Genomic DNA, 18489 nt, shown 5'->3' with positions numbered 1-18489 from the left:
GCGAGGTGCCGAGCACCAACTGGGTGGCGTTGCGTTCGCGGGCGAAATCCAGGAGTGCGGCCGGTACGTCGTCGCCGTCACCGGCGGTGCCGAGTCCGAAACCCTGGTGCGCAGGGCCTCGCGCATCGCCTCGAAGTCCAGCGCCGAGCTGATGGTGGTCCACGTCGTTCGCGGAGACGGACTTTCGGGTGTCTCGGCGCCGCAGATGGGGAAGGTCCGGGAGCTGGCCGCCAGCCTGGGCGCCACCGTGCACACCGTCGTCGGCGACGACGTACCGGCCGCACTCCTGGACTTCGAGGCGATGCGCGAGGCCCTGCGCACCAGGGTTTCGGACTCGGCACCGCCGGTGACGGCGACGACGACGCGTTCGCGGGCCTCCCACGTGTCGGTGATCTTGTTGTCGGCGCGGTACTTGGCCAGCGCGGCGTCGACCTGATCGGCCAGCCAGAGCAGGGCCAATTCCCTCAGCGCGGTGAGATTTCCGCGCCGGAAATAGTTTGACAGAGCGGCGTCGACACGTTCGGGCGCGTACACGTTGCCGTGGGACAGCCTGCGCCGCAGTGCCTCCGGGGTGATGTCGACGAGCTCGATCTGGTCGGCCGCCCGGACGATCTCGTCGGGAACCTTCTCCTGCTGCTCGATTCCGGTGATCTGGGTGACCACGTCGTTGAGGCTTTCCAGGTGCTGCACGTTGACCGTCGAGATCACGGTGATCCCGGCGGCCAGCAGTTCCTCGACGTCTTGCCAGCGTTTGGGGTTCTTGCTCCCCGGGGTGTTGGTGTGGGCGAGTTCGTCGACCAGCACCACCTGCGGGTTGCGGGCCAGCACCGCGGCCACGTCGAGTTCGGGAAAGGTGCCTCCCCGATACTCGACGTAGCGCGGCGGGATGATCTCGATGCCGTCGATCAGATCGGCGGTTTTCTTGCGCCCGTGGGTCTCGACCACCGCGGCGACGACGTCGGTGCCGCGTTCGAGACGGCGGTGCGCCTCGCCGAGCATCGCGAAAGTCTTCCCCACGCCGGGCGCCGCACCCAGATATATGCGCAGCTCACCGCGTTTGGTGGGACTGGACGCCGACGTACTCACAAGACCATCATCCTCGCGCCTACAGCGCGTCGAGGGCGATGTTGAGTTCGAGCACGTTGACCCGCGGTTCGCCGAAGAAGCCCAGGGTGCGCCCGTCGGTGTGCTGGGCCACCATCGCCCGCACCAGATCGGGGTTGAGACCGCGGGCCCTGGCCACCCGGTTCACCTGCAGATCGGCGTAGGCCACCGAGATGTTCGGGTCCAGGCCGCTGCCGCTGGCGGTGACGGCATCGGCCGGTACCGCGGGATCGGCGGGCACGCTGCCACGGATCGGCACGATCAGGCCGAGGCTGTAGTCCTCACCGACTTTGGCGCATTCGACGCGCACACCGTCATAGGCGTTCAGGAATGGCGTCTTCGTCGTATCGCAGGGCTCGTTGACACTGACCACCTTCGTCGGGTGAACGACGTTTCCGCGGGCATCCCGCGGTCCGATCACCGACAACACTGCGCCGACACCGCCTCCGGTGCAGAACGGGCGAGCGCCGTCGACACCGTCGAGCTTGCCGATGGCCGCGCTGCGCGTGCACACCTGGGTGAGCAGGCTGGGCTTGTCGGGTTGGTCGACAATGCTTTCCGGGCCGAGGTTGCTCGCGCTGGTGGCCATCGGGTCGTACCCGTCGCCGGCCATCGACGGCCGGCTCTGGAAGTACCGCGGCAGCGCATTGCCGTCGGTGTCGGTGAAGGACTGACCGATCAGGCTGCTGCCCACCGGTTTTCCGTTCGCCTCTATCAATGACCCGTCGGCTTTGTCGCGCAGGCCGGGGATCTGGGCCACCAGCCAGATGAAGACCGGATAGCCGATCCCCAGGATCACGGTGAGTACCAACAGCGCCCGCAGGGCCGCGGCATGTTGGCGGAGCAGGTTGGAGAATTTCATGTCACATTCCCGGGAAGAGTTGGACGACGAGGTCGATCAGCTTGATACCGATGAACGGCGCGATGATGCCGCCGAGGCCGTAGACGTAGAGGTTGCGGCTCAACAGCTTGGACGCGCTGCTCGGGGTGTATCGGACACCCTTGAGCGCCAACGGGATCAGCGCCACGATGATGATCGCGTTGAAGATCACCGCGGACAGGATCGCCGATTGCGGGCTGTGCAGCCGCATGACGTTGAGCAGATCCAGGCCGGGGAACAGGGCCACGAACAACGCCGGGATGATCGCGAAGTACTTCGCGATGTCGTTGGCGATCGAGAACGTCGTCAACGCTCCGCGGGTGATCAGCAACTGCTTGCCGATCTCGACGATCTCGATGAGCTTGGTCGGGTCGGAGTCGAGATCGACCATGTTGCCGGCCTCTTTGGCCGCCGAGGTGCCGCTGTTCATCGCGACACCGACATCGGCCTGGGCCAGGGCGGGGGCGTCGTTGGTGCCGTCGCCGGTCATCGCGACGAGCTTGCCGCCGGCCTGCTCCTTCTTGATCAGCGCCATCTTGTCCTCGGGCGTGGCCTCGGCAAGGAAGTCGTCGACACCTGCCTCGTCGGCAATGGCCTTGGCCGTCAACGGATTGTCGCCGGTGATCATCACTGTGCGGATGCCCATGCGGCGCATCTCGTCGAAGCGTTCCCGCATGCCCTGCTTGACGACGTCCTTGAGATGGATGACGCCCAGCACTTGGGCTTTTCCATCGACCACGTGACCGACGGCCAGCGGGGTGCCACCGGCGGCGGAGATCCCGTCGACGATGTCGCCGAGTTGGGTCGGGACCTCGCCGCCTTCGGAGCGAATCCATTCGGCGACCGCACCTGTGGCGCCCTTGCGCAGGCGATGGTCACCGGACAGGTCGACGCCCGACATCCGGGTGTTGGCACTGAATTCGACCCAGTGCGCCTTGTCGAGCTCACCGGGGGTGCGGCCGCGTAACCCGAATTCCTGCTTGGCGAACACCACGATCGAACGGCCTTCAGGGGTTTCGTCGGCGAGGCTGGACAGCTGTGCCGCGTCGGCGAGTTGCTCGGGTGTGACGCCGGACAGTGGCACGAACGCGGCGGCCTGGCGGTTGCCGAGGGTGATGGTGCCGGTCTTGTCGAGCAGCAGGGTGTTGACGTCACCGGCGGCCTCGACGGCGCGGCCGGACATGGCCAGCACGTTGCGCTGCACGAGTCGGTCCATGCCGGCGATGCCGATCGCCGAGAGCAGCGCGCCGATCGTGGTCGGGATCAGGCACACCAGCAGCGACACCATGACGATGCCCGAGATGCCACTCCCGTTGAGTGCCAGGGTGTCTGCGACGCCGGGGTTGTTGGCCTTGGAGAAGATGGCCAGTGGCTGCAGGGTGGCGACGGCGAAGACGAAGATGATCGTCAGCGAGGCCAGCAGGATGTTGAGCGCGACCTCGTTGGGGGTCTTCTGCCGGTTGGCGCCCTCGACGAGGTTGATCATCCGGTCGATGAAGCTCTCGCCGGGCTTCTGGGTGATCTGGACGACGATGCGGTCGGACAGCACCGTGGTGCCGCCGGTGACGGCGCTCCGATCTCCGCCGGACTCGCGGATGACGGGTGCCGATTCACCGGTGATCGCCGATTCGTCCACCGAGGCAATGCCTTCCACGACATCGCCGTCGCCGGGAATCACCTGCCCGGCCTCGACCACCACGACGTCGCCCTGCTGCAGCAGCGGTGCGGCGACCTCTTCTTCGGCGCCAGAGGCGGTCAGGCGCCGCGCCATCGTGGAGGTCTTGGTCTTGCGCAGCGACTCCGCCTGGGCCTTGCCGCGCCCCTCGGCGACGGCCTCGGCCAGATTGGCGAAGATCACCGTGAGCCACAGCCAGACCACGATCAAGCCGGCGAACCAGGACGGGTTGAGGACCGCCAGGATCGTGCTCCAGACAGCGCCGATCTCGACGATGAACATCACCGGGTTGCGCCACAGCGTGCGCGGGTCGAGCTTGCGCAGCGCGTCGGGCGTCGATTTCCACAGCATCTTCGGGTCCAGCAGACCGCCCTGGATTCGGGTCTTCTTTGTCACGCTGGAGTGGCTCCCGGCCGCGGACGCCACTCTGGCGTGACGCTCGGCAACGGGGGATGGGTTAACGCTTGGCATATCAGTGAATTCCTTCAGCAAGGGGCCCGAGCGCGAGCATGGGCAAGAAGGTGAGGGCGACCAGAATCAGGGTGACGCCGGCGACCATGCCGACGAACTGGGGTCGATGGGTGGGTAGGGTGCCGACGGATTCGGGTGTCTTGCCCTGGCGGGCCAGCGATCCGGCCAGTGCCAGCACGAAGATGATCGGCAGGAAGCGGCCGAACACCATCGCCAGGCCGAGCGCGGTGTTGTACCACTCGGTGTTGACGCTGATGCCCGCGAACGCGGAACCGTTGTTGTTGGCAGCCGACGTGAACGCGTACAGCACTTCCGACAGGCCGTGCGGACCGGTGTTCAGCATGGCCGCACGTTGGCCCGGCATGGCCATGGCCACCGCCGTCCCGGTCAACACGAGCAACGGTGTGATCAGGAAATACGTTGCGGCGAGCTTGATCTCCCGCGGGGTGATCTTCTTGCCCAGATATTCCGGGGTGCGGCCGACCATCAGGCCCGCGACGAACACCGTGAGTATCGCGAGAACCAACATGCCGTACAGACCGGAGCCGACGCCGCCGGGAGCCACCTCACCGAGTTGCATGTTGAACATCGTGATCATGCCGCCGAGGCTGGTGTACGAGTCGTGGAACGAGTCCACGGCGCCGGTCGATGTCAGCGTCGTCGCATCCGCGAACACCGCCGAGTTGGCGATACCGAATCGCTGCTCGACACCTTCCATCGCTGCACCCGCAGCGGTGGGGACGGTGCCGTGGGCCTGCAGCTGGAACAGCATCATCAGGCTGACGCTGGTCGTCGCGATCACCGCCATCGCCGAGGCGATCGCCAGACCTTGTTTGGGGCTGCCGACCATCCGGCCGAAGGTGCGCGGCAACGAGAACGGGATCATCAGGATCAGGAAGATCTCCACCCAGTTGGTCCACGTGGTGGGGTTCTCGAACGGGTGCGCCGAGTTGGCGTTGAAGAAGCCGCCGCCGTTGGTGCCGAGCAGTTTGATGACTTCCTGGCTGGCGACCGGGCCACCCGGGATGGTCTGGGTGCCGCCGACGAGGGTGTTGACGACCTCGGTGTGCAGCGCGAAGTTCTGAATGGCGCCGCCGCCGACCAGGATCAGCGCGCCGACGATCGAAATTGGCAGCAGGATACGGAGATTGCCGCGCACCAGGTCGACCCAGAAGTTGCCGAGCTCACCCGTATTACGCCGGACCAGACCCCGGACGAAGGCCATCGCGACGGCCATGCCGATCGCGGCGGACACGAAGTTCTGCACCGCCAGGCCGGCCATCTGCACCAGGTGGCCCTGGGTCGATTCACCGGAATAGGCCTGCCAGTTCGTGTTGGTGACGAAGCTGACGGCGGTGTTCCAGGCCAGCGCCGGTGTCATCGGAGTGCCCGGATCGTTGAGATGCAGCGGCAGCTTGCCCTGCACCAGCTGCAAGACGAACAGGAACAGGATGCTGATCGCGGAGAACGCCAGCACGCTGCGGGCATACGCCCCCCAGGTCTGCTCGGCCTTCGGATCGGCGCCGATCAGGCGGTAGATGACGCGCTCCACGCGCGAATGCTTGTCCGACGTGTACACGCGGTACATGTAGTCGCCGAGCGGCACGTGGACCGCCGCCACCGCGGCGATGAGGACGACGAGGAAGACGATCCCCGCGGTTGTAGTAGTCACTAGAACCTTTCCGGAAACAACAGCGCCGCGAAGAGGAACAGCGCGATCAGAATGGCCAGGCCCAGGCCGACGACGTTTTCGTAGCTCACAGTCCCTCGACCAACTTCTGCACCAGACCCAGCAGCGCAAAGATCGCCACTGTCAGCGCCAAATAAAGCAGGACAGACATGCCGTCTCCGTTCGAAGACACGTTTACGGGCCTCCGGATTTCGGTGGCCTGCCCCAGGATCTGCCCAGGCAGATGCCACGAACGGGGCCTTGACGCTTTCTTTACGGCCGCGGCGCAGTCCTTAACGGACTTCGTTCACGAAGACCCGGATTCTCAGGGCTTGGCGTCAACGCGGCGTCAAAGTTCCCACTGTGCCTGTCAAGGGCCCGCAAAGACGCTGGTGCGCTCCCAGGCGGCGGCGGAGTCTCGAGCTGTACGCCCGTGGCAACCGGCCGGGGCGCCTTGCAGAAGAGGTTTCAGTGACGCTGCCGATCGGACTTCGATCATTGGGTGTGGTCGAGCTATCCCTACCAGCAACAGCTTTGGCTGACTCTAGAGTTGCCAAGCGGGCGCGTGATCACGGACTCGCCGTCGAGGTCCGCACCGGGGCAGACCTGATCACCGCGATCGGTGTGGGTATCCACCCGATGTTTCTCATCGTGTACGCCGACCGGATGACCGCCGACGAATTGGTGTTCTGCACAGCCAATCTCGGGGTGGGACGGATCGTCGTGACGACGACCGACCAGGTCGACCTGCTCGTGTCGGCCACCGTGGCACACCGCAGGCAACGGGTGCTGGTGGGGATGACGCGGGTGGCCGATGACAAGGTGGTCGACGCGGTGGTGGCGGGCCGACGTCTGGATCTCGTCGGGCTCGCGTGTGAAATCGGCTCCGGCGAGGACGCTTTCGTCAGTTATCCGGCCGCGATGGGTGACATGCTGGCGGAGATGGCCCAGATCCGGCGTGCGCACAGCATCGTGCTGACCCGGGTCGCGATCTCCGGGGACGGATTCGCCGTCGACGAGACACCGGGAGGGCTGTCGGAGCTGGCCGAGCTGATCGACCAGACCCTCGACGACGCCTGTGCGACGTTGCGTTTTCCACGACCCGTCGCCATGGTGACGGCCCAGCCTGCGGGAACGAGGCGGCAACCCTGTACAGCGGACCTGCATCGGACATAAATTGAGCCGTGGGCCCAAAACGGCCCCAGGGCCGGCACCACGTCCAGTCAGCGCCGCAAGCGTCGCTGAAGGTGCTCGTTGTCGGTGCCGGGGTCGGGGGTATCTCCATCGCCCGCGGATTGCTGCGCGACGGGCATGACGTCACGGTGTTCGAGCAGCGCCCCGAGGTGCGGGCCGGCGGTGGTGCCGTCACCATCTGGTCGAACGGCGAATCGGTGCTGCGGCAGCTCGGGGTCGACATGGACGGTGCCGGCCAGGAGTTGGCCACCGTCCGGGTGGTGACCTCGACGGGGCGCCCGATGACCACCCTCGACGTGGCCGCGATCGTGAGCCGGATGGGTGCGCCGGTCCGGATGGTCCCGCGCCGGATTCTACTCGAACGGCTGCTGGAAGGGTTTCCGGCTGAACGGATTCGGTGCAACACGCAGGTGGTCGGCGTCGCGAACGGCAGCCACGGTGTTCGCCTCGATTTCGCCGACGGCAGTTGTGTGGACGGCGATCTGGTGATCGGCGCGGACGGCCTGCACTCGAAGATCCGCGAGATCGTGGGCGCACCGCACGCGGAGCCGACGGGCTGGTGCAGCTGGCAAGGGCTGGCCGCGCTTCCGGATGAGGCTGATCGGCACGTCGCCTTCGTCATCGTCGGCGAGCACGGGAACCTCGGCCTCTGGCCGGCCGGAGACACCGAGGTGCAGTGGTGGTTCGACCTGCCATGGTCGCCGGACTTCGTCAGGCCGGAGAGCCCGATCGGAGTGATCCGTGCCAATTTCACCGGATGGTCCGAACTGGTCGACCGGGTACTTGCGGCATTGACCGACGATGATCTGGCGCGTTCGCCCTATCCGCATTTCCGCCATCCGATCCCCGGGCCGGGCCGTGGTGCGTTGACGTTGTTGGGCGATGCGGCCCACACGATGCCACCAACGCTCGCGCAGGGGACCAACCAGGCACTTCTCGACACGATGGTGTTGTGCAAGGCGGTTTCGGATTTCCAGCACGGCGCCCACGGCGATCTCGCCGGTGCCCTGCGCTGGTACGAGAACACTCGCCGCCGTCGGGTCGCCGCGGTGTCCCGGGTCGCCTCGCTGCAGGTGTCGCACGGCGAGGCCGTGCTGCGGCCCGCCGCGTTGGTTCCGAACCGGATGATGACCTGGGTGTTGGCGACGTTCCTGCGGGTGGTGAGCCACCGCCGGATGGCCGCGGGAATCGACCGGGACCTGGCCGCGACGACGATCACCGGCAGGGATGAACATGCCTGCTGAGGTGGTACACGTGCGCGGCGCGATCGATGCGCCGTCGAGCCGGCTGTGGCTGGTCAAATGGTGCGTCCTGGCGGTGCCGCACTATCCGATCCTGATCGGCCTCTACCTGGTGTACCCGCTGGTGACGCTTGCCGCGGGTGTCACGATCCTGTTCACCGGCCGGTACCCGCGGCCCCTGTTCGACTTCAATGTCGGCGTGCTGCGGTGGTCGTGGCGGGTGATGAACTACCGCTTCCCGATGAACACCACCGACCAATATCCACCGTTCACCCTCAAAGCTGATCCCGACTATCCCGGCGATCTCGAGGTTTCCTATCCCGAGCAGCTGTCCCGAGGGGCGGTGCTGGTCAAGTGGTGGCTGCTGGCGCTGCCGCAGATCATCATGTGCTGGGCGATGGAAGCGCCGCTGCAAGTACTGTGCGTCATCTCCGCGGTGCGGCTGTTGGCCCGGGGGACGGTGTCGGAAGACATGTTCGATCTTCTGATGGGGATGGTCCGGTGGCGTTACCGTGTGGCCGTGTACGTGTCGTTGATGAGCGACGAATATCCACCCTTCCGATTGGATCTGGGCAGTAAGTATTGAAGCACCGTAATCCGTTGTTCCCGTACGTGTATCGGCTCGGTATGCCGATATTCGACAGGCTGTTCTACCGCCGTTACCGGCGGTCGGCGATGAGCCATGCGACGGGGCGGTTGTTGATGGTCGGCGTCGGGCCGGGGACCGATCTGCTGTTCCTCCCGGGGGCGGTGACGTCGGTCGCCGCGGTGGAGCCGGAGCCGGCGATGCGGCGGATGGCGCGTGCCCTGGCCCGGCGGCACGGCGTCGAGGTCGATGTCGTCGACGGGGCGGGGGAGTCGATTCCGTTTCCGGACAACAGTTTCGATTCGGTCCATGTCGGACTGGTGTTGTGTTCGGTCGACGACGTGGCGGCCACGCTCGGTGAGATCCGGCGCGTGCTGACGCCCGATGGCCGGTTGGTGGTGCTGGAGCATGTTCGCGGCGAGGGCCTGATGGGGCGGTTCCAGGACCTGATCGCCAGGCCGTGGGCATGGCTGTCATCGGGGTGCGAACCGAACCGCCGCACCGTCGACGCCATCGCCGCGGCCGGGTTCGACACCAGTGGGCTGCGCAGTACCCTGCGGACGCTGGTGCCGCCGCCGTGCACACCACATCTGCAGGGGGTCGCGACTATTCGACGCTGACGGCCTCGATGATGTTGAGCCGCGCGGCCCGTCGCGCCGGTGGTAGTGAGCCCAGCAGGCTGATCGCCAGCGCACCGAGGGTGAACACCAGCGCCATCGGACTCGGCCGGAACGTGACGTTGAAGTTCATGATGTCGCCGCTGACGAGGCTGAACAGCCATTGATCGACGAGCCCGACGAGCAGTCCCAGAATGCCTCCCACGATGCCGATGGCGGCTGCCTCGGCCAGCACCATGGCCAACGTGTAGCGGCGGCTGGATCCCATCGCCCGCAGCACCCCGATCTCGCGGCGCCGTTCGAGCACCGAAAGGGTCAGGGTGTTCAACAGCGCGACGGCGGCGACGAACACCACGATGATCCACACCGCATTGGCGATCAGCATGCTCTGGTGCAGCGGTGCTTCGAGACCGGCCAGAGCCGTCCGGCCGTCATAGGCGTGATTGGGCGCGGGCACGACGTGACTCACGTTGGCCAGCAGGCGATCGGGATCTGTTCCCTTGACGGCGGTGACCTGTAACGTCGTCGACCCCGGTCGGTCGAACCAGGTGCGCATCTGGTCCAGCCCCATCCCGACCGTGCCGATCACCGTCGAGAAGTAGGGCACCAGGGCCAGTACCTTCGCCTGTTGGGGGCCGTGCGGTGTCTGCAGCTGCAGGTCGTCGCCGACGCGGACATCGAGCGTCTTGCCCAGATTCTGGGAGAGCACCACACCACGACCGGCGAGCACGTCGTTGCGGGTCTGGTCGTCGAGGGCACGGAAGAGGGCGTCGTGGCTGCCGGGGGCGAAGCCGTCGAGCATGACGCGGGTACCGCCGACGACGGCGAAGCCCAGGGCACCTTCGGTGACGTTCGCGACTCCGGGCACCTCGGTGACATTCTGGGTAAGACCTTGCGGCAGAAGGCCGGTGGCGTACTCGTCGGGCGGGTTGGCACTCACCCAGACGTCCACGTCGGCGACCGGGGCGAAGACATCGCGGGCCGAGCGGATCATGTCGTTGTTCGTGCCGGTGATCACCACGGTCGTCACGACGGCGATCAGCACGGTCATCACCGTGGCCCACACGCGCCGTGGTGCCCGCTCGACGGTCGCCGCACCCAGTGCACCGGCCGATCCGAACAGGCGCGCCACCGCGGCCGTGGCTCTGACGATGGGGCCGGCGAGCGCGAAGCCGAGCGCGATCTGCGCGGTGAACAGTGCCGCGATCGCCACGAATGCGACCGAACCCGGTTGGTAGAACACGATCAGGACCGACGCGGCCAGCACCGCTATCGCCGCGAGGCCGGTGACGATGCGCAGCCAGCGCGGCACGTTGTCCGCCGCCGATACCCCGACCGGGGCCAGCGCCTCGATCGGCGAGACCTTGTACACCTGCCGCGCCGCCATCGCCGACGCCGCCACACTCGTGAGCGCCGTGGCGGCGATGGCCACCGGGATCGCGTAGCCGGGCAGCCAGTACTCGATGCGCGCTTCGAGACCCTGGGTCATGGTCGGTGGCAGCCGGCCGATTGCCAGGCGACCCAACACAATTCCCAGCAGTGAGCCGATGCTGCCGCCGATCAGCCCGAGGATCGTGGCCTCGGCCAGCATGTCGCGGACGATGGTCGCGCGTCGGCCGCCGATGGCCCGCAGCATCGAGATGACCGGGCGGCGTTGGGCTATCGCCATCGTCATCGTGGTGTAGATCAGGAACGCTCCGACCACCAGCGCGACCGCCGCACCCATCAACGCCATGTAGTTCATCAACTTGACGCCGTCACCGGCGCGGGCCGCCCGCGAACTCGGGGCGGCGACCAAGGCCCGGCCGTTCACCGCCGCGGTGACCTGATCTCGCACCGTGGCGAGGTCAGCGCCCGGTGTCGTGGTGATCAGGATCGAGTCGAGCTGACCCAGTCTGCCGGTGACCTTCTGCGCCAACGGGAGTGGGGCCAGCACATAGTGACCGCCGTTGAGATCGGCGAGCTGCTTGCCCTCAAGGACTTCGGAGACGGTGACCGAGCCCGAGCCCAGTTGGAACGTCTCGCCCTTCGCGTGCCCGACGGCAGGCCCGACGCGGACACCCTCGGCTGCGGTGGGGGCTTGAACTTGGACACCGACCGCATCTTTGAGGGCGCCTTCCAGCGCGCGGCTGCGGTCGTCGGCACCGAACAGCAGGACCGGTTCGGTCGCGGTGGGCGCGGGCATCCGGATCATCGGGGCGGCGGTCGCGACGCCGGGAACCTTGGCGACATCGGCCGCCACCGACTCGGGAAACCCCGCGTCGGTGACACCCGAGACCTCCAGCGCGGCGATGCCGGCGACGCCGTCCGCGAGCCGGTTCACCGAGCCGGTGATCGACCCGAAGATGCCGAGGATCGCCACGAGATACATTGCCGACACGGCCATTACGGCGATAGAGGCGAGGGTGCGCCGCCGGTGCACGATCAGTTCGCGCAGGCTGAACACTCGGAGCCGACTAGCTGCGGCCGCGAGTCTCACCCCGGCACCACCGACATCTCGTCGGAGCCGAGCCGGCCGTCCTGCAGGGTGATCACCCGGTCGGTGGCTGCCGCGGCCTCGGCGTTGTGGGTCACCATCACCACCAGCCGACCCAGGCCCTCCTCGTGGGCGACCTCGCCCAGCAGGGTCAGGATCGCCGCACCCGTCGTCGAGTCCAGATTGCCCGTCGGTTCGTCAGCGAGGATCAGCGGCGGGTCCATCATCATGGCCCGGGCCACCGCGACGCGCTGCATCTGGCCGCCGGACAGCTCAGATGGGCGGTGCTCGGTCCGGTTGCCCAGGCCGACGCGGTCCAGCAGCTCCACGGCCTGTGGTTTGACCTTGCCGAGCCGGACCCCGTCGAGCAGCTTCGGGACGGCCACGTTCTCCCAGGCCGACAAGGTGGGCAGCAGGTTGAAGAACTGGAACACGAACCCCACCCGGTGGTGGCGGAAGGCCGACTGCTGCTCGTCGCCCAGGCGCCCGATCTCTTCGCCGTCGAAGGTGATCGAGCCGGAATCGGGGGAGTCCAACGCGCCCAGCAGGTGCAGCAACGTGCTCTTACCTGCACCGGAGGGGCCGATGATCGACACGAACTGCCCGCCGTTGAGGTGCAAGGTGATCTCGTCGAGGGCACGCACCGTCTGGCCGCCGACCTTGTACTCGCGCACGACGTCGCGCAGTTCGATGGCCAGTTCGGGCATCGCAGCCTCCCGTGAGTCGGGATATGCGCAGCCTACGCCCGGCGGAGGGATCGCCGAACCTGAACTTATGTGCGAGATTTTGGCCGAAACTCGCACACAACTTCAGACTCGCGGCGCCAACGTGGCGACCAACCGAGCCTTCTGGTCGCTCGCCGGGATGATGCGGGGATTGGTCAGCAGGTAGCGCCGACCACGATGGACCACTTCAGCGGCGCCCGCAGCCCGGACATTGCGCACCCAATCCGAGTGCTCGCCGTAATTCAGCACGACCCTGACGGACTTGCTGTCGACGAACGCCATGACCGGGGCCCGGTACGGCTTGCCCGACTTACGGCCGGTGTGCTCGATGACGGCCATGTAGGGCAGCCACGGCGCCCACAGCCGTTGCAGCGGATTGGTGACGTACTTGTTGAAGCGGGCGATCACCCGCATCGCCCGAGGTCCAAGTGTTGCCGCGATCCGTTCGGCAACTACGGCAATCGAATTCGCGATACTGCTCGGCATATGCGGCCCCCTCGCTGTCCCACCCCTGGGACACATTCAACCAAACCTGCGCAACCCCTCCTGCGCAGGTCGTGGCCGAGGCACTCGGCTCAGCTTCCGCGGGAATATGCGGGTGTTTGCCCCGGTTGCAGCGGCTCATGGCTGAAATCATGCGGCGGTGGGAGATGGGCGGGATTGGTCGCGACGCGCTCCAGTTGCGTGAGGTGGACGTTCCGCAGCCGGGTCCCGACGAGATATTGATCAAGGTGGCCGCGGTTTCCTTGAACCATCGCGACAAGATGGTGATCGAAACCGGTCGGGGCTTGCCGCTGGAATTCCCCTTCACCCCGGGGTCCGATCTCGCCGGGACGGTCGTCGCGGCCGGAGACTCGGTGACCAGATTCGCCGTCGACGATCAGGTGATCTCGGTATTCACTCCGGACTGGCTCGACGGGGCCCGGGCAGGTGATGCGCGGACGCCCTCGTACTGGACGCTCGGTGGGTTCTACCCCGGAGTGCTCGCCGAATACGTCGCGCTGCCGCAGGATTGGGTGGTCCGGGCTCCGCGGACCCTGTCGCCGGCAGAGGCCAGCACGCTGCCGGTCGCCGGACTCACGGCCTGGTTCGCGCTGGTGGAGCGCGGACATGTGCGGGCCGGCGACGTGGTGCTGGTCGAAGGCACCGGCGGCGTCGCCTTGTTCGGCGTGCAGATTGCGAAAATGCACGGCGCCGAGGTCATCGTGTCGGGCAGTGCAGACAAACTGGACCGAGTCTTACAGCTGGGCGCCGATCATGTCGTAGACCGGCGCAGCGCCGACTGGGCCGAAACGATCCTCGCCATCACCGGCGACCGCGGTGTGGACCAGGTGCTGGAGCTCGTCGGAGGAGCGCATCTCGGCAAGGCGGCCCAAGTCGCCGCGGTCGGTGGCCACATCCATCTCATCGGCGCGCTCGACGGGTTCGAAGTATCCACTCCGGTCATGCCAATCCTGATGAAAGACATCACAATTCACGGGATCGGCACCGGGCATCGGCGCGCACTCAGCGAGTTGGTCAGCGCCATCGACAGTACGGCGACGAAACCCGTAATCGGTGCGCGCTATCCATTCCACGAGCTATCGGCGGCGCTGGACCATCTCGATCGCGGTCCGTTCGGCAAGATCGTCGTCGAGCTGGGGTGATCGCCGCTTCGGGTACTCGGGGCGGTCTGATGAGGGTGAACCGACCTGAAATATGCTCTCCTGCGACGCCCCCATAGCCCAATTGGCAGAGGCAGCGGACTTAAAATCCGCACAGTGTCGGTTCGAGTCCGACTGGGGGCACTGATATCGCTGCGGATGAACCGCCTGTGTAACGGCCGAGCTGACCGAGCCGTGGCCAGTCATCGACCTGGATCAACACCTAGACTCCGAGAATGCGCGTCCCTCGGCGAATCGCACATTTCAACAAGCATGTGACCAATCCGCTGGCTCGCGCGATCACACCGTGGCTTCCGAACCTCGGGACGCTCGAGCATGTCGGGCGGAAGTCGGGCAGCCGGTATCGAACGCCCCTTTTGGTGTTCAAGACCCACGACGGCTACGCCATCCTCATCGGCTACGGCGAGCAGACGGACTGGTTGAAGAACGTACTGGCCGGCGGACCAACGGTGCTGCACAAGCGGGGACGGGCCATACCGCTCACCACCCGTGGGGTGGTGAGCAAGGCCGAAGCCGCGGCCCTCGTTACACCCAGTTCCCGGCCGCTCTACAGAGCATTTCCCTACGACGAGGCAGCTCTGCTGTTGACAATTGCGGGTGCCGCGCGCTGACCGCACCGCAGTCTGAACCGGCCGCCCACCCCAGGCAAGCGGATCTCGGCTGTGGGTTCGCTGTGCGGTCACAAGGGCGGGCCTGAAATCCGCTGACGGCGGGTATGCCTCCGCAATGATCCGGTTCGGCGCCGTGGCGGCATTGTCGGTGTTGGCGGCGATCCTGGCTGCGGTGGCAGTCATCGGGTCGTGGGGCTGGTGGATCCTGGCCGTGCTGACGATGCTGCTCGCAGTGGTCGGCTGGTATGACCTCATCCAGCGGCGGCACTCTGTGCTGCGCAACTATCCCGTCGTGGGGCATATGCGTTACCTGCTGGAGGCACTGCGCCCCGAGCTGCAGCAGTACTTCATCGAGCGCAACTTCGACGGACGTCCGTTCGATCGGGACGTGCGGTCGCTGATCTACGAACGGGCCAAGGGCACCGCCGCCGAGCTGTCCTACGGCACTGAGCGCGACATCCACGTCGAGGGCTACGAGTACCTGGTGCACTCGACGGCACCGATCGAGGATCCTCTGGAACCGTTCCGGGTACGCATCGGCGGCCCGGACTGCCGGCACCCCTACGACATGGCATTGATGAACATCTCGTCGATGAGCTTCGGTGCTCTGTCGGGTAATGCATTACGCGCGTTGAACAATGGTGCCAAGCTCGGCGGTTTCGCTCACGACACCGGTGAAGGCGGGCTGACGCCCTATCATCTGGGCGGCGCCGACGTGGTGTGGGAAATCGGTTCTGGCTACTTCGGCACCCGTACGCGTGACGGTGCCTTCGATCCGGATCAGTTCGCCGACAAGGTCGCCCATAACGCCGTCAAGTGCGTCTCGATCAAGTTGAGTCAGGGCGCCAAGCCGGGCGTGGGCGGAGTATTGCCGGCTGCCAAGGTCAGCGACGAGATCGCCCGCTATCGCGGCGTGCCGGCGGGTCAGAAATGCGTCAGCCCGGCAGCGCATTCGACGTTTCACACCCCACGGGAACTGATCGGGTTCATCGCCCGGCTGCGTGAACTGGCCGACGGAAAACCGGTGGGGTTCAAGCTGTGCGTCGGCTCGCGAGTCGACATTCTGGCGATCTGCAAGGCGATGCTCGCCGAGGGCATCACCCCGGACTTCATCCTCGTCGACGGCGCCGAGGGCGGGACTGCGGCCGCACCTCTGGAATACGAAGACCATGTCGGCTTGCCGCTCACGGACGGTCTGATGACGGTCCACAACGCACTCGTCGGCACCGGGCTGCGTGATGCCATCCGAGTGGGCGCCAGCGGCAAGGTGGCCACCGGCACCGACATCGTCAAGCGACTGATCCAAGGTGCCGACTACACCAATGCGGCCCGCTCGATGATGATGGCCACCGGCTGCATCCAGTCTCAGCGCTGCCACACGAACCACTGCCCGGTCGGGGTGGCCACTCAGGACCCGCGGCGGGCACGTGCGCTCGACGTCGCCGACAAGAGCCAACGGGTGTACCGATATCAGCGTGCGACGGTGGCGCAGGCGATGCGCCTGATGGCGTCGATGGGCATCACTGACCCGGCCCAGCTTTCGCCTCACCTGCTGCGGAAACGCGTGTCCGCGACCGAACAGCGGTCCTACGCCGAGTTGTTCGAGTGGCTGCCCACCAAAGTGCTCCTGAGTGAACCGCCGGAGAGCTGGCGGGCGGACTGGGAAGCCGCGGAGCCGGATTCATTCGCACCTGTCGGGACACAACGTATTTGATATCTGCTGGAAGGATTGCCATGCCTACCGTTGCCTCCGCCCTTGTATCGGCCCTCGCTGAACTGGGGGTCCGGCAGATTTGGGGGGTAGTCGGTGACGCGCTCAACCCGATCACGAATGCCATCCGTACCCAGGAAGAACTGGAATGGATCGGCGTCCGACACGAAGAGGTCGCCGCGTTCGCCGCAGGCGCACAGGCCCAACTGACCGGCTCGCTCGGTGTCTGTATGGGGACCGTAGGCCCGGGTTCGTTGCATCTGCTCAACGGCCTTTACGACGCCAAGAAGTCCCACGCCCCAGTTCTGGCTGTCTGCGGCCAGGTGCCCACCTCGGAGATGTGGAGCAGCTTCTTTCAGGAGATCGACAACGACGCGGTATTCGCTGACGTCGCGGTCTTTCACGCCACGGTTACCGCGCCGGCTCAGTTTCCGTTTCTACTGGAGCAGGCGGTCAATTCGGCGCTGGCGCGTCGCGGCGTCGCCGTACTGACGGTGCCCGGCGACATCGGTGACCAGGAGACCGGCGACTATCTGGCGTCGTTCGCGTTTCCACGCGCCGGCCAGGTCGCGGCGCCAGATGATGTCGACGCGGCAGCCTCACTCCTCAACGCCCCGGGCAACGTCGCCATGTTGGTGGGATGCGGAGGCCGTGACGCCCGCGAGGAGGTGCTGTCGGTCGCCTCGACCCTGGCTGCACCGATGGTACTCACGATGAAAGGAAAGGAGGGGCTGGAAGGCGAGAACCCTTACCAGATCGGCCAGTCCGGGCTGATCGGTAACCCTGCAGCCCATCTGGCCTTGCATCAAGCCGACACCCTCCTGTTGGTGGGTACCGATTTCCCGTACCGGGACTGGTTGCCCCAGGACAAGAAAGTCGTGCAACTCGACCACCGGCCCGAACACATCGGCCGACGATTGCCGGTCAGCGCCGCGTTGGTGGGCGATGCGAAAGGGACTCTGGCCCAGCTGCTTCCAAAGCTGCAGCGCCGGGAGGGCACGAAGTTCCTGGATCATCACCGTGCCGAATTCGATACGTGGCGGGCTGCGCAACGCCGACTGGCCGAACCCGACCACGACCGCAAACTGCTGGGGAGAATTCGTAAGCACCTCGACAACCCCGATGAGCTGATCCGGCCCGAACTGGTCGCAGCCGCCGTCGACGAGGCCGCCGCCGACGATGCAATCTTCACCACCGACACGGGCATGTCGGCGGTCTGGCTGTCGCGTTTCGTCGAGATGCGCCGAGGGCGAAGGCTTCTGGGCTCTTTCAACCTCGGATCGATGGCCAACGCGATGCCGCAGGCTCTTGGTGCCGCGGCGCTGGACCGCCGGCGACAGGTCATCGCATTCTGCGGCGACGGGGGACTGATGATGCTGCTGGGTGACCTGCGTACCGCGGTCACCTATTCACTGCCCGCGACATTCGTCGTCTTCAACAACAACCGACTGGGCATGGTGAAACTCGAACAGGAGCAGAGCGGATTGCCCGAGTACGGTACCCAGCTGGACAACCCCGACATCGCCGCAGTCGCCACCGCCATGGGTCTACACGCTCAGCTCGTCACTCGTCCGGATGACGTCGCCGCGGCAGTCGCCACCGCGCTGGCCCATGAAGGCCCGGCACTACTGGACATCCGGACGAATCCCGACGAGATATCGGTGCCGCCCAAGCCGACCGTCGAACAAGGCTGGGGGTTCGCCATCGCCAAGATCAAGGAGACGCTCAACAGCCGCGAATGAGGCCGGTTCGAGTCCGACCGCCACAACACCAACGGCCACCCGTGCTCGGGCGGCCGTTGGGTTCGCAGGCAGGCTCAGCCCTTGTCGAGCAACCGCTCGATGTTGTTGACGCCGGCCGGGGTG

17 protein-coding genes, 1 tRNA gene and 1 pseudogene are annotated in these 18489 nt (G+C 66.2%); 10 read left to right on the top strand and 9 right to left on the bottom strand.

Annotation, left to right across the window (positions count from 1 at the left end; translation table 11 throughout):
• Positions 1–106 precede the first annotated feature (106 nt).
• The gene (locus tag A5779_RS35010) at positions 107–436 is read left to right on the top strand and encodes an adenine nucleotide alpha hydrolase family protein (protein WP_413784954.1); all 330 of its coding nucleotides are present in this window, start codon (positions 107–109) and stop codon (positions 434–436) included.
• A gap of 53 nt (positions 437–489) precedes the next feature.
• Here A5779_RS35010 and A5779_RS35005 read toward each other — a convergent pair.
• The 6 genes and pseudogenes from A5779_RS35005 to A5779_RS33720 form a co-directional block, all read right to left on the bottom strand.
• A pseudogene (locus tag A5779_RS35005) lies at positions 490–999 on the bottom strand (histidine kinase); the annotation flags it as partial.
• Positions 1000–1105: 106 nt separating this feature from the next.
• Positions 1106–1966 (bottom strand): potassium-transporting ATPase subunit C, encoded by an 861-nt coding sequence (locus A5779_RS29720; protein ID WP_064887294.1) that lies wholly within the window; start codon positions 1964–1966, stop codon positions 1106–1108.
• A gap of 1 nt (position 1967) precedes the next feature.
• A complete protein-coding gene (gene kdpB / locus A5779_RS29715) occupies positions 1968–4010 on the bottom strand; it encodes a potassium-transporting ATPase subunit KdpB (protein ID WP_236734926.1) in 2043 nt (680 codons plus the stop codon).
• 121 nt (positions 4011–4131) lie between these two features.
• Positions 4132–5802, bottom strand: a complete 1671-nt coding sequence (gene kdpA, locus A5779_RS29710; RefSeq protein ID WP_064887292.1) for a potassium-transporting ATPase subunit KdpA — start codon at positions 5800–5802, stop codon at positions 4132–4134.
• Positions 5802–5891, bottom strand: coding sequence for a potassium-transporting ATPase subunit F (locus A5779_RS33725; RefSeq protein WP_019347277.1), 90 nt, complete (start codon positions 5889–5891; stop codon positions 5802–5804). The genes kdpA and A5779_RS33725 overlap by 1 nt, the downstream gene beginning before the upstream one ends.
• Positions 5888–5992 (bottom strand): potassium-transporting ATPase, encoded by a 105-nt coding sequence (locus A5779_RS33720; protein ID WP_216622388.1) that lies wholly within the window; start codon positions 5990–5992, stop codon positions 5888–5890. The genes A5779_RS33725 and A5779_RS33720 overlap by 4 nt, the downstream gene beginning before the upstream one ends.
• A gap of 341 nt (positions 5993–6333) precedes the next feature.
• Between A5779_RS33720 and A5779_RS29700 the strand changes: the two genes are divergently transcribed.
• The 4 genes from A5779_RS29700 to A5779_RS29685 all read left to right on the top strand — a co-directional run bounded on the left by A5779_RS29700 (position 6334) and on the right by A5779_RS29685 (position 9440).
• The gene (locus A5779_RS29700) at positions 6334–6975 is read left to right on the top strand and encodes a type III PLP-dependent enzyme domain-containing protein (protein ID WP_236734923.1); all 642 of its coding nucleotides are present in this window, start codon (positions 6334–6336) and stop codon (positions 6973–6975) included.
• A 65-nt stretch (positions 6976–7040) separates the two neighbouring features.
• The gene (locus A5779_RS29695; protein ID WP_236734925.1) at positions 7041–8237 is read left to right on the top strand and encodes an FAD-dependent oxidoreductase; all 1197 of its coding nucleotides are present in this window, start codon (positions 7041–7043) and stop codon (positions 8235–8237) included.
• Positions 8238–8247: 10 nt separating this feature from the next.
• Positions 8248–8820: a DUF4389 domain-containing protein gene (locus tag A5779_RS29690; RefSeq protein WP_064887297.1), complete on the top strand. Its 573-nt coding sequence runs from the start codon at positions 8248–8250 to the stop codon at positions 8818–8820.
• A complete protein-coding gene (locus A5779_RS29685; RefSeq protein ID WP_064887289.1) occupies positions 8817–9440 on the top strand; it encodes a class I SAM-dependent methyltransferase in 624 nt (207 codons plus the stop codon). Before A5779_RS29690 ends, A5779_RS29685 begins: the two co-directional genes overlap by 4 nt.
• On the opposite strand, the gene A5779_RS29680 is transcribed toward A5779_RS29685, so the two are convergent.
• From A5779_RS29680 to A5779_RS29670, 3 genes are all read right to left on the bottom strand, one after another.
• Positions 9427–11823: an FtsX-like permease family protein gene (locus A5779_RS29680; protein WP_236734924.1), complete on the bottom strand. Its 2397-nt coding sequence runs from the start codon at positions 11821–11823 to the stop codon at positions 9427–9429. The two genes, A5779_RS29685 and A5779_RS29680, sit on opposite strands and share 14 nt — an antisense overlap.
• 89 nt (positions 11824–11912) lie before the next feature.
• On the bottom strand, positions 11913–12620 hold the full coding sequence (locus A5779_RS29675) for an ABC transporter ATP-binding protein (RefSeq protein ID WP_413784953.1): 708 nt from the start codon (positions 12618–12620) through the stop codon (positions 11913–11915).
• A 102-nt stretch (positions 12621–12722) separates the two neighbouring features.
• Complete coding sequence (locus tag A5779_RS29670; RefSeq protein ID WP_064887287.1) at positions 12723–13052, bottom strand: nitroreductase family deazaflavin-dependent oxidoreductase; 330 nt, start codon at positions 13050–13052, stop codon at positions 12723–12725.
• Between the two features lie 209 nt (positions 13053–13261).
• Between A5779_RS29670 and A5779_RS29665 the strand changes: the two genes are divergently transcribed.
• The 5 genes from A5779_RS29665 to A5779_RS29645 all read left to right on the top strand — a co-directional run bounded on the left by A5779_RS29665 (position 13262) and on the right by A5779_RS29645 (position 18366).
• Positions 13262–14284 (top strand): zinc-dependent alcohol dehydrogenase family protein, encoded by a 1023-nt coding sequence (locus A5779_RS29665; protein ID WP_236734922.1) that lies wholly within the window; start codon positions 13262–13264, stop codon positions 14282–14284.
• 67 nt (positions 14285–14351) lie between these two features.
• Positions 14352–14425: transfer RNA gene (locus tag A5779_RS29660), tRNA-Leu, on the top strand.
• A 92-nt stretch (positions 14426–14517) separates the two neighbouring features.
• A complete protein-coding gene (locus A5779_RS29655; protein WP_064887286.1) occupies positions 14518–14913 on the top strand; it encodes a nitroreductase family deazaflavin-dependent oxidoreductase in 396 nt (131 codons plus the stop codon).
• A 115-nt stretch (positions 14914–15028) separates the two neighbouring features.
• Positions 15029–16627, top strand: coding sequence for an FMN-binding glutamate synthase family protein (locus A5779_RS29650; RefSeq protein ID WP_064887285.1), 1599 nt, complete (start codon positions 15029–15031; stop codon positions 16625–16627).
• Between the two features lie 20 nt (positions 16628–16647).
• Positions 16648–18366 carry a thiamine pyrophosphate-dependent enzyme gene (locus A5779_RS29645; RefSeq protein WP_064887284.1) on the top strand — a complete coding sequence of 573 codons (1719 nt, stop codon included), beginning with the start codon at positions 16648–16650 and terminating at the stop codon, positions 18364–18366.
• The last annotated feature ends 123 nt before the right edge of the window (positions 18367–18489 follow it).

The organism is Mycolicibacterium peregrinum, assembly GCF_001665625.1.
In the GTDB taxonomy this organism is placed as follows: domain Bacteria; phylum Actinomycetota; class Actinomycetes; order Mycobacteriales; family Mycobacteriaceae; genus Mycobacterium; species Mycobacterium peregrinum_B.
This window is presented reverse-complemented; position numbering and strand designations above follow the sequence as displayed.

Excerpts from the sequence above, each read along its gene's own strand:
- kdpB (WP_236734926.1), bottom strand. The coding sequence starts at position 4,010 with ATGCTGTGGAAATCGACGCCCGACGCGCTGCGCAAGCTCGACCCGCGC.
- A5779_RS29665 (WP_236734922.1), top strand. The coding sequence starts at position 13,262 with ATGGCTGAAATCATGCGGCGGTGGGAGATGGGCGGGATTGGTCGCGAC.
- A5779_RS29645 (WP_064887284.1), top strand. The coding sequence starts at position 16,648 with ATGCCTACCGTTGCCTCCGCCCTTGTATCGGCCCTCGCTGAACTGGGG.
- A5779_RS29655 (WP_064887286.1), top strand. The coding sequence starts at position 14,518 with ATGCGCGTCCCTCGGCGAATCGCACATTTCAACAAGCATGTGACCAAT.
- A5779_RS29680 (WP_236734924.1), bottom strand. The coding sequence starts at position 11,823 with ATGGCCGTGTCGGCAATGTATCTCGTGGCGATCCTCGGCATCTTCGGG.
- A5779_RS29650 (WP_064887285.1), top strand. The coding sequence starts at position 15,029 with ATGATCCGGTTCGGCGCCGTGGCGGCATTGTCGGTGTTGGCGGCGATC.
- A5779_RS29720 (WP_064887294.1), bottom strand. The coding sequence starts at position 1,966 with ATGAAATTCTCCAACCTGCTCCGCCAACATGCCGCGGCCCTGCGGGCG.
- A5779_RS29670 (WP_064887287.1), bottom strand. The coding sequence starts at position 13,052 with ATGCGGGTGATCGCCCGCTTCAACAAGTACGTCACCAATCCGCTGCAA.
- A5779_RS29675 (WP_413784953.1), bottom strand. The coding sequence starts at position 12,620 with ATGCCCGAACTGGCCATCGAACTGCGCGACGTCGTGCGCGAGTACAAG.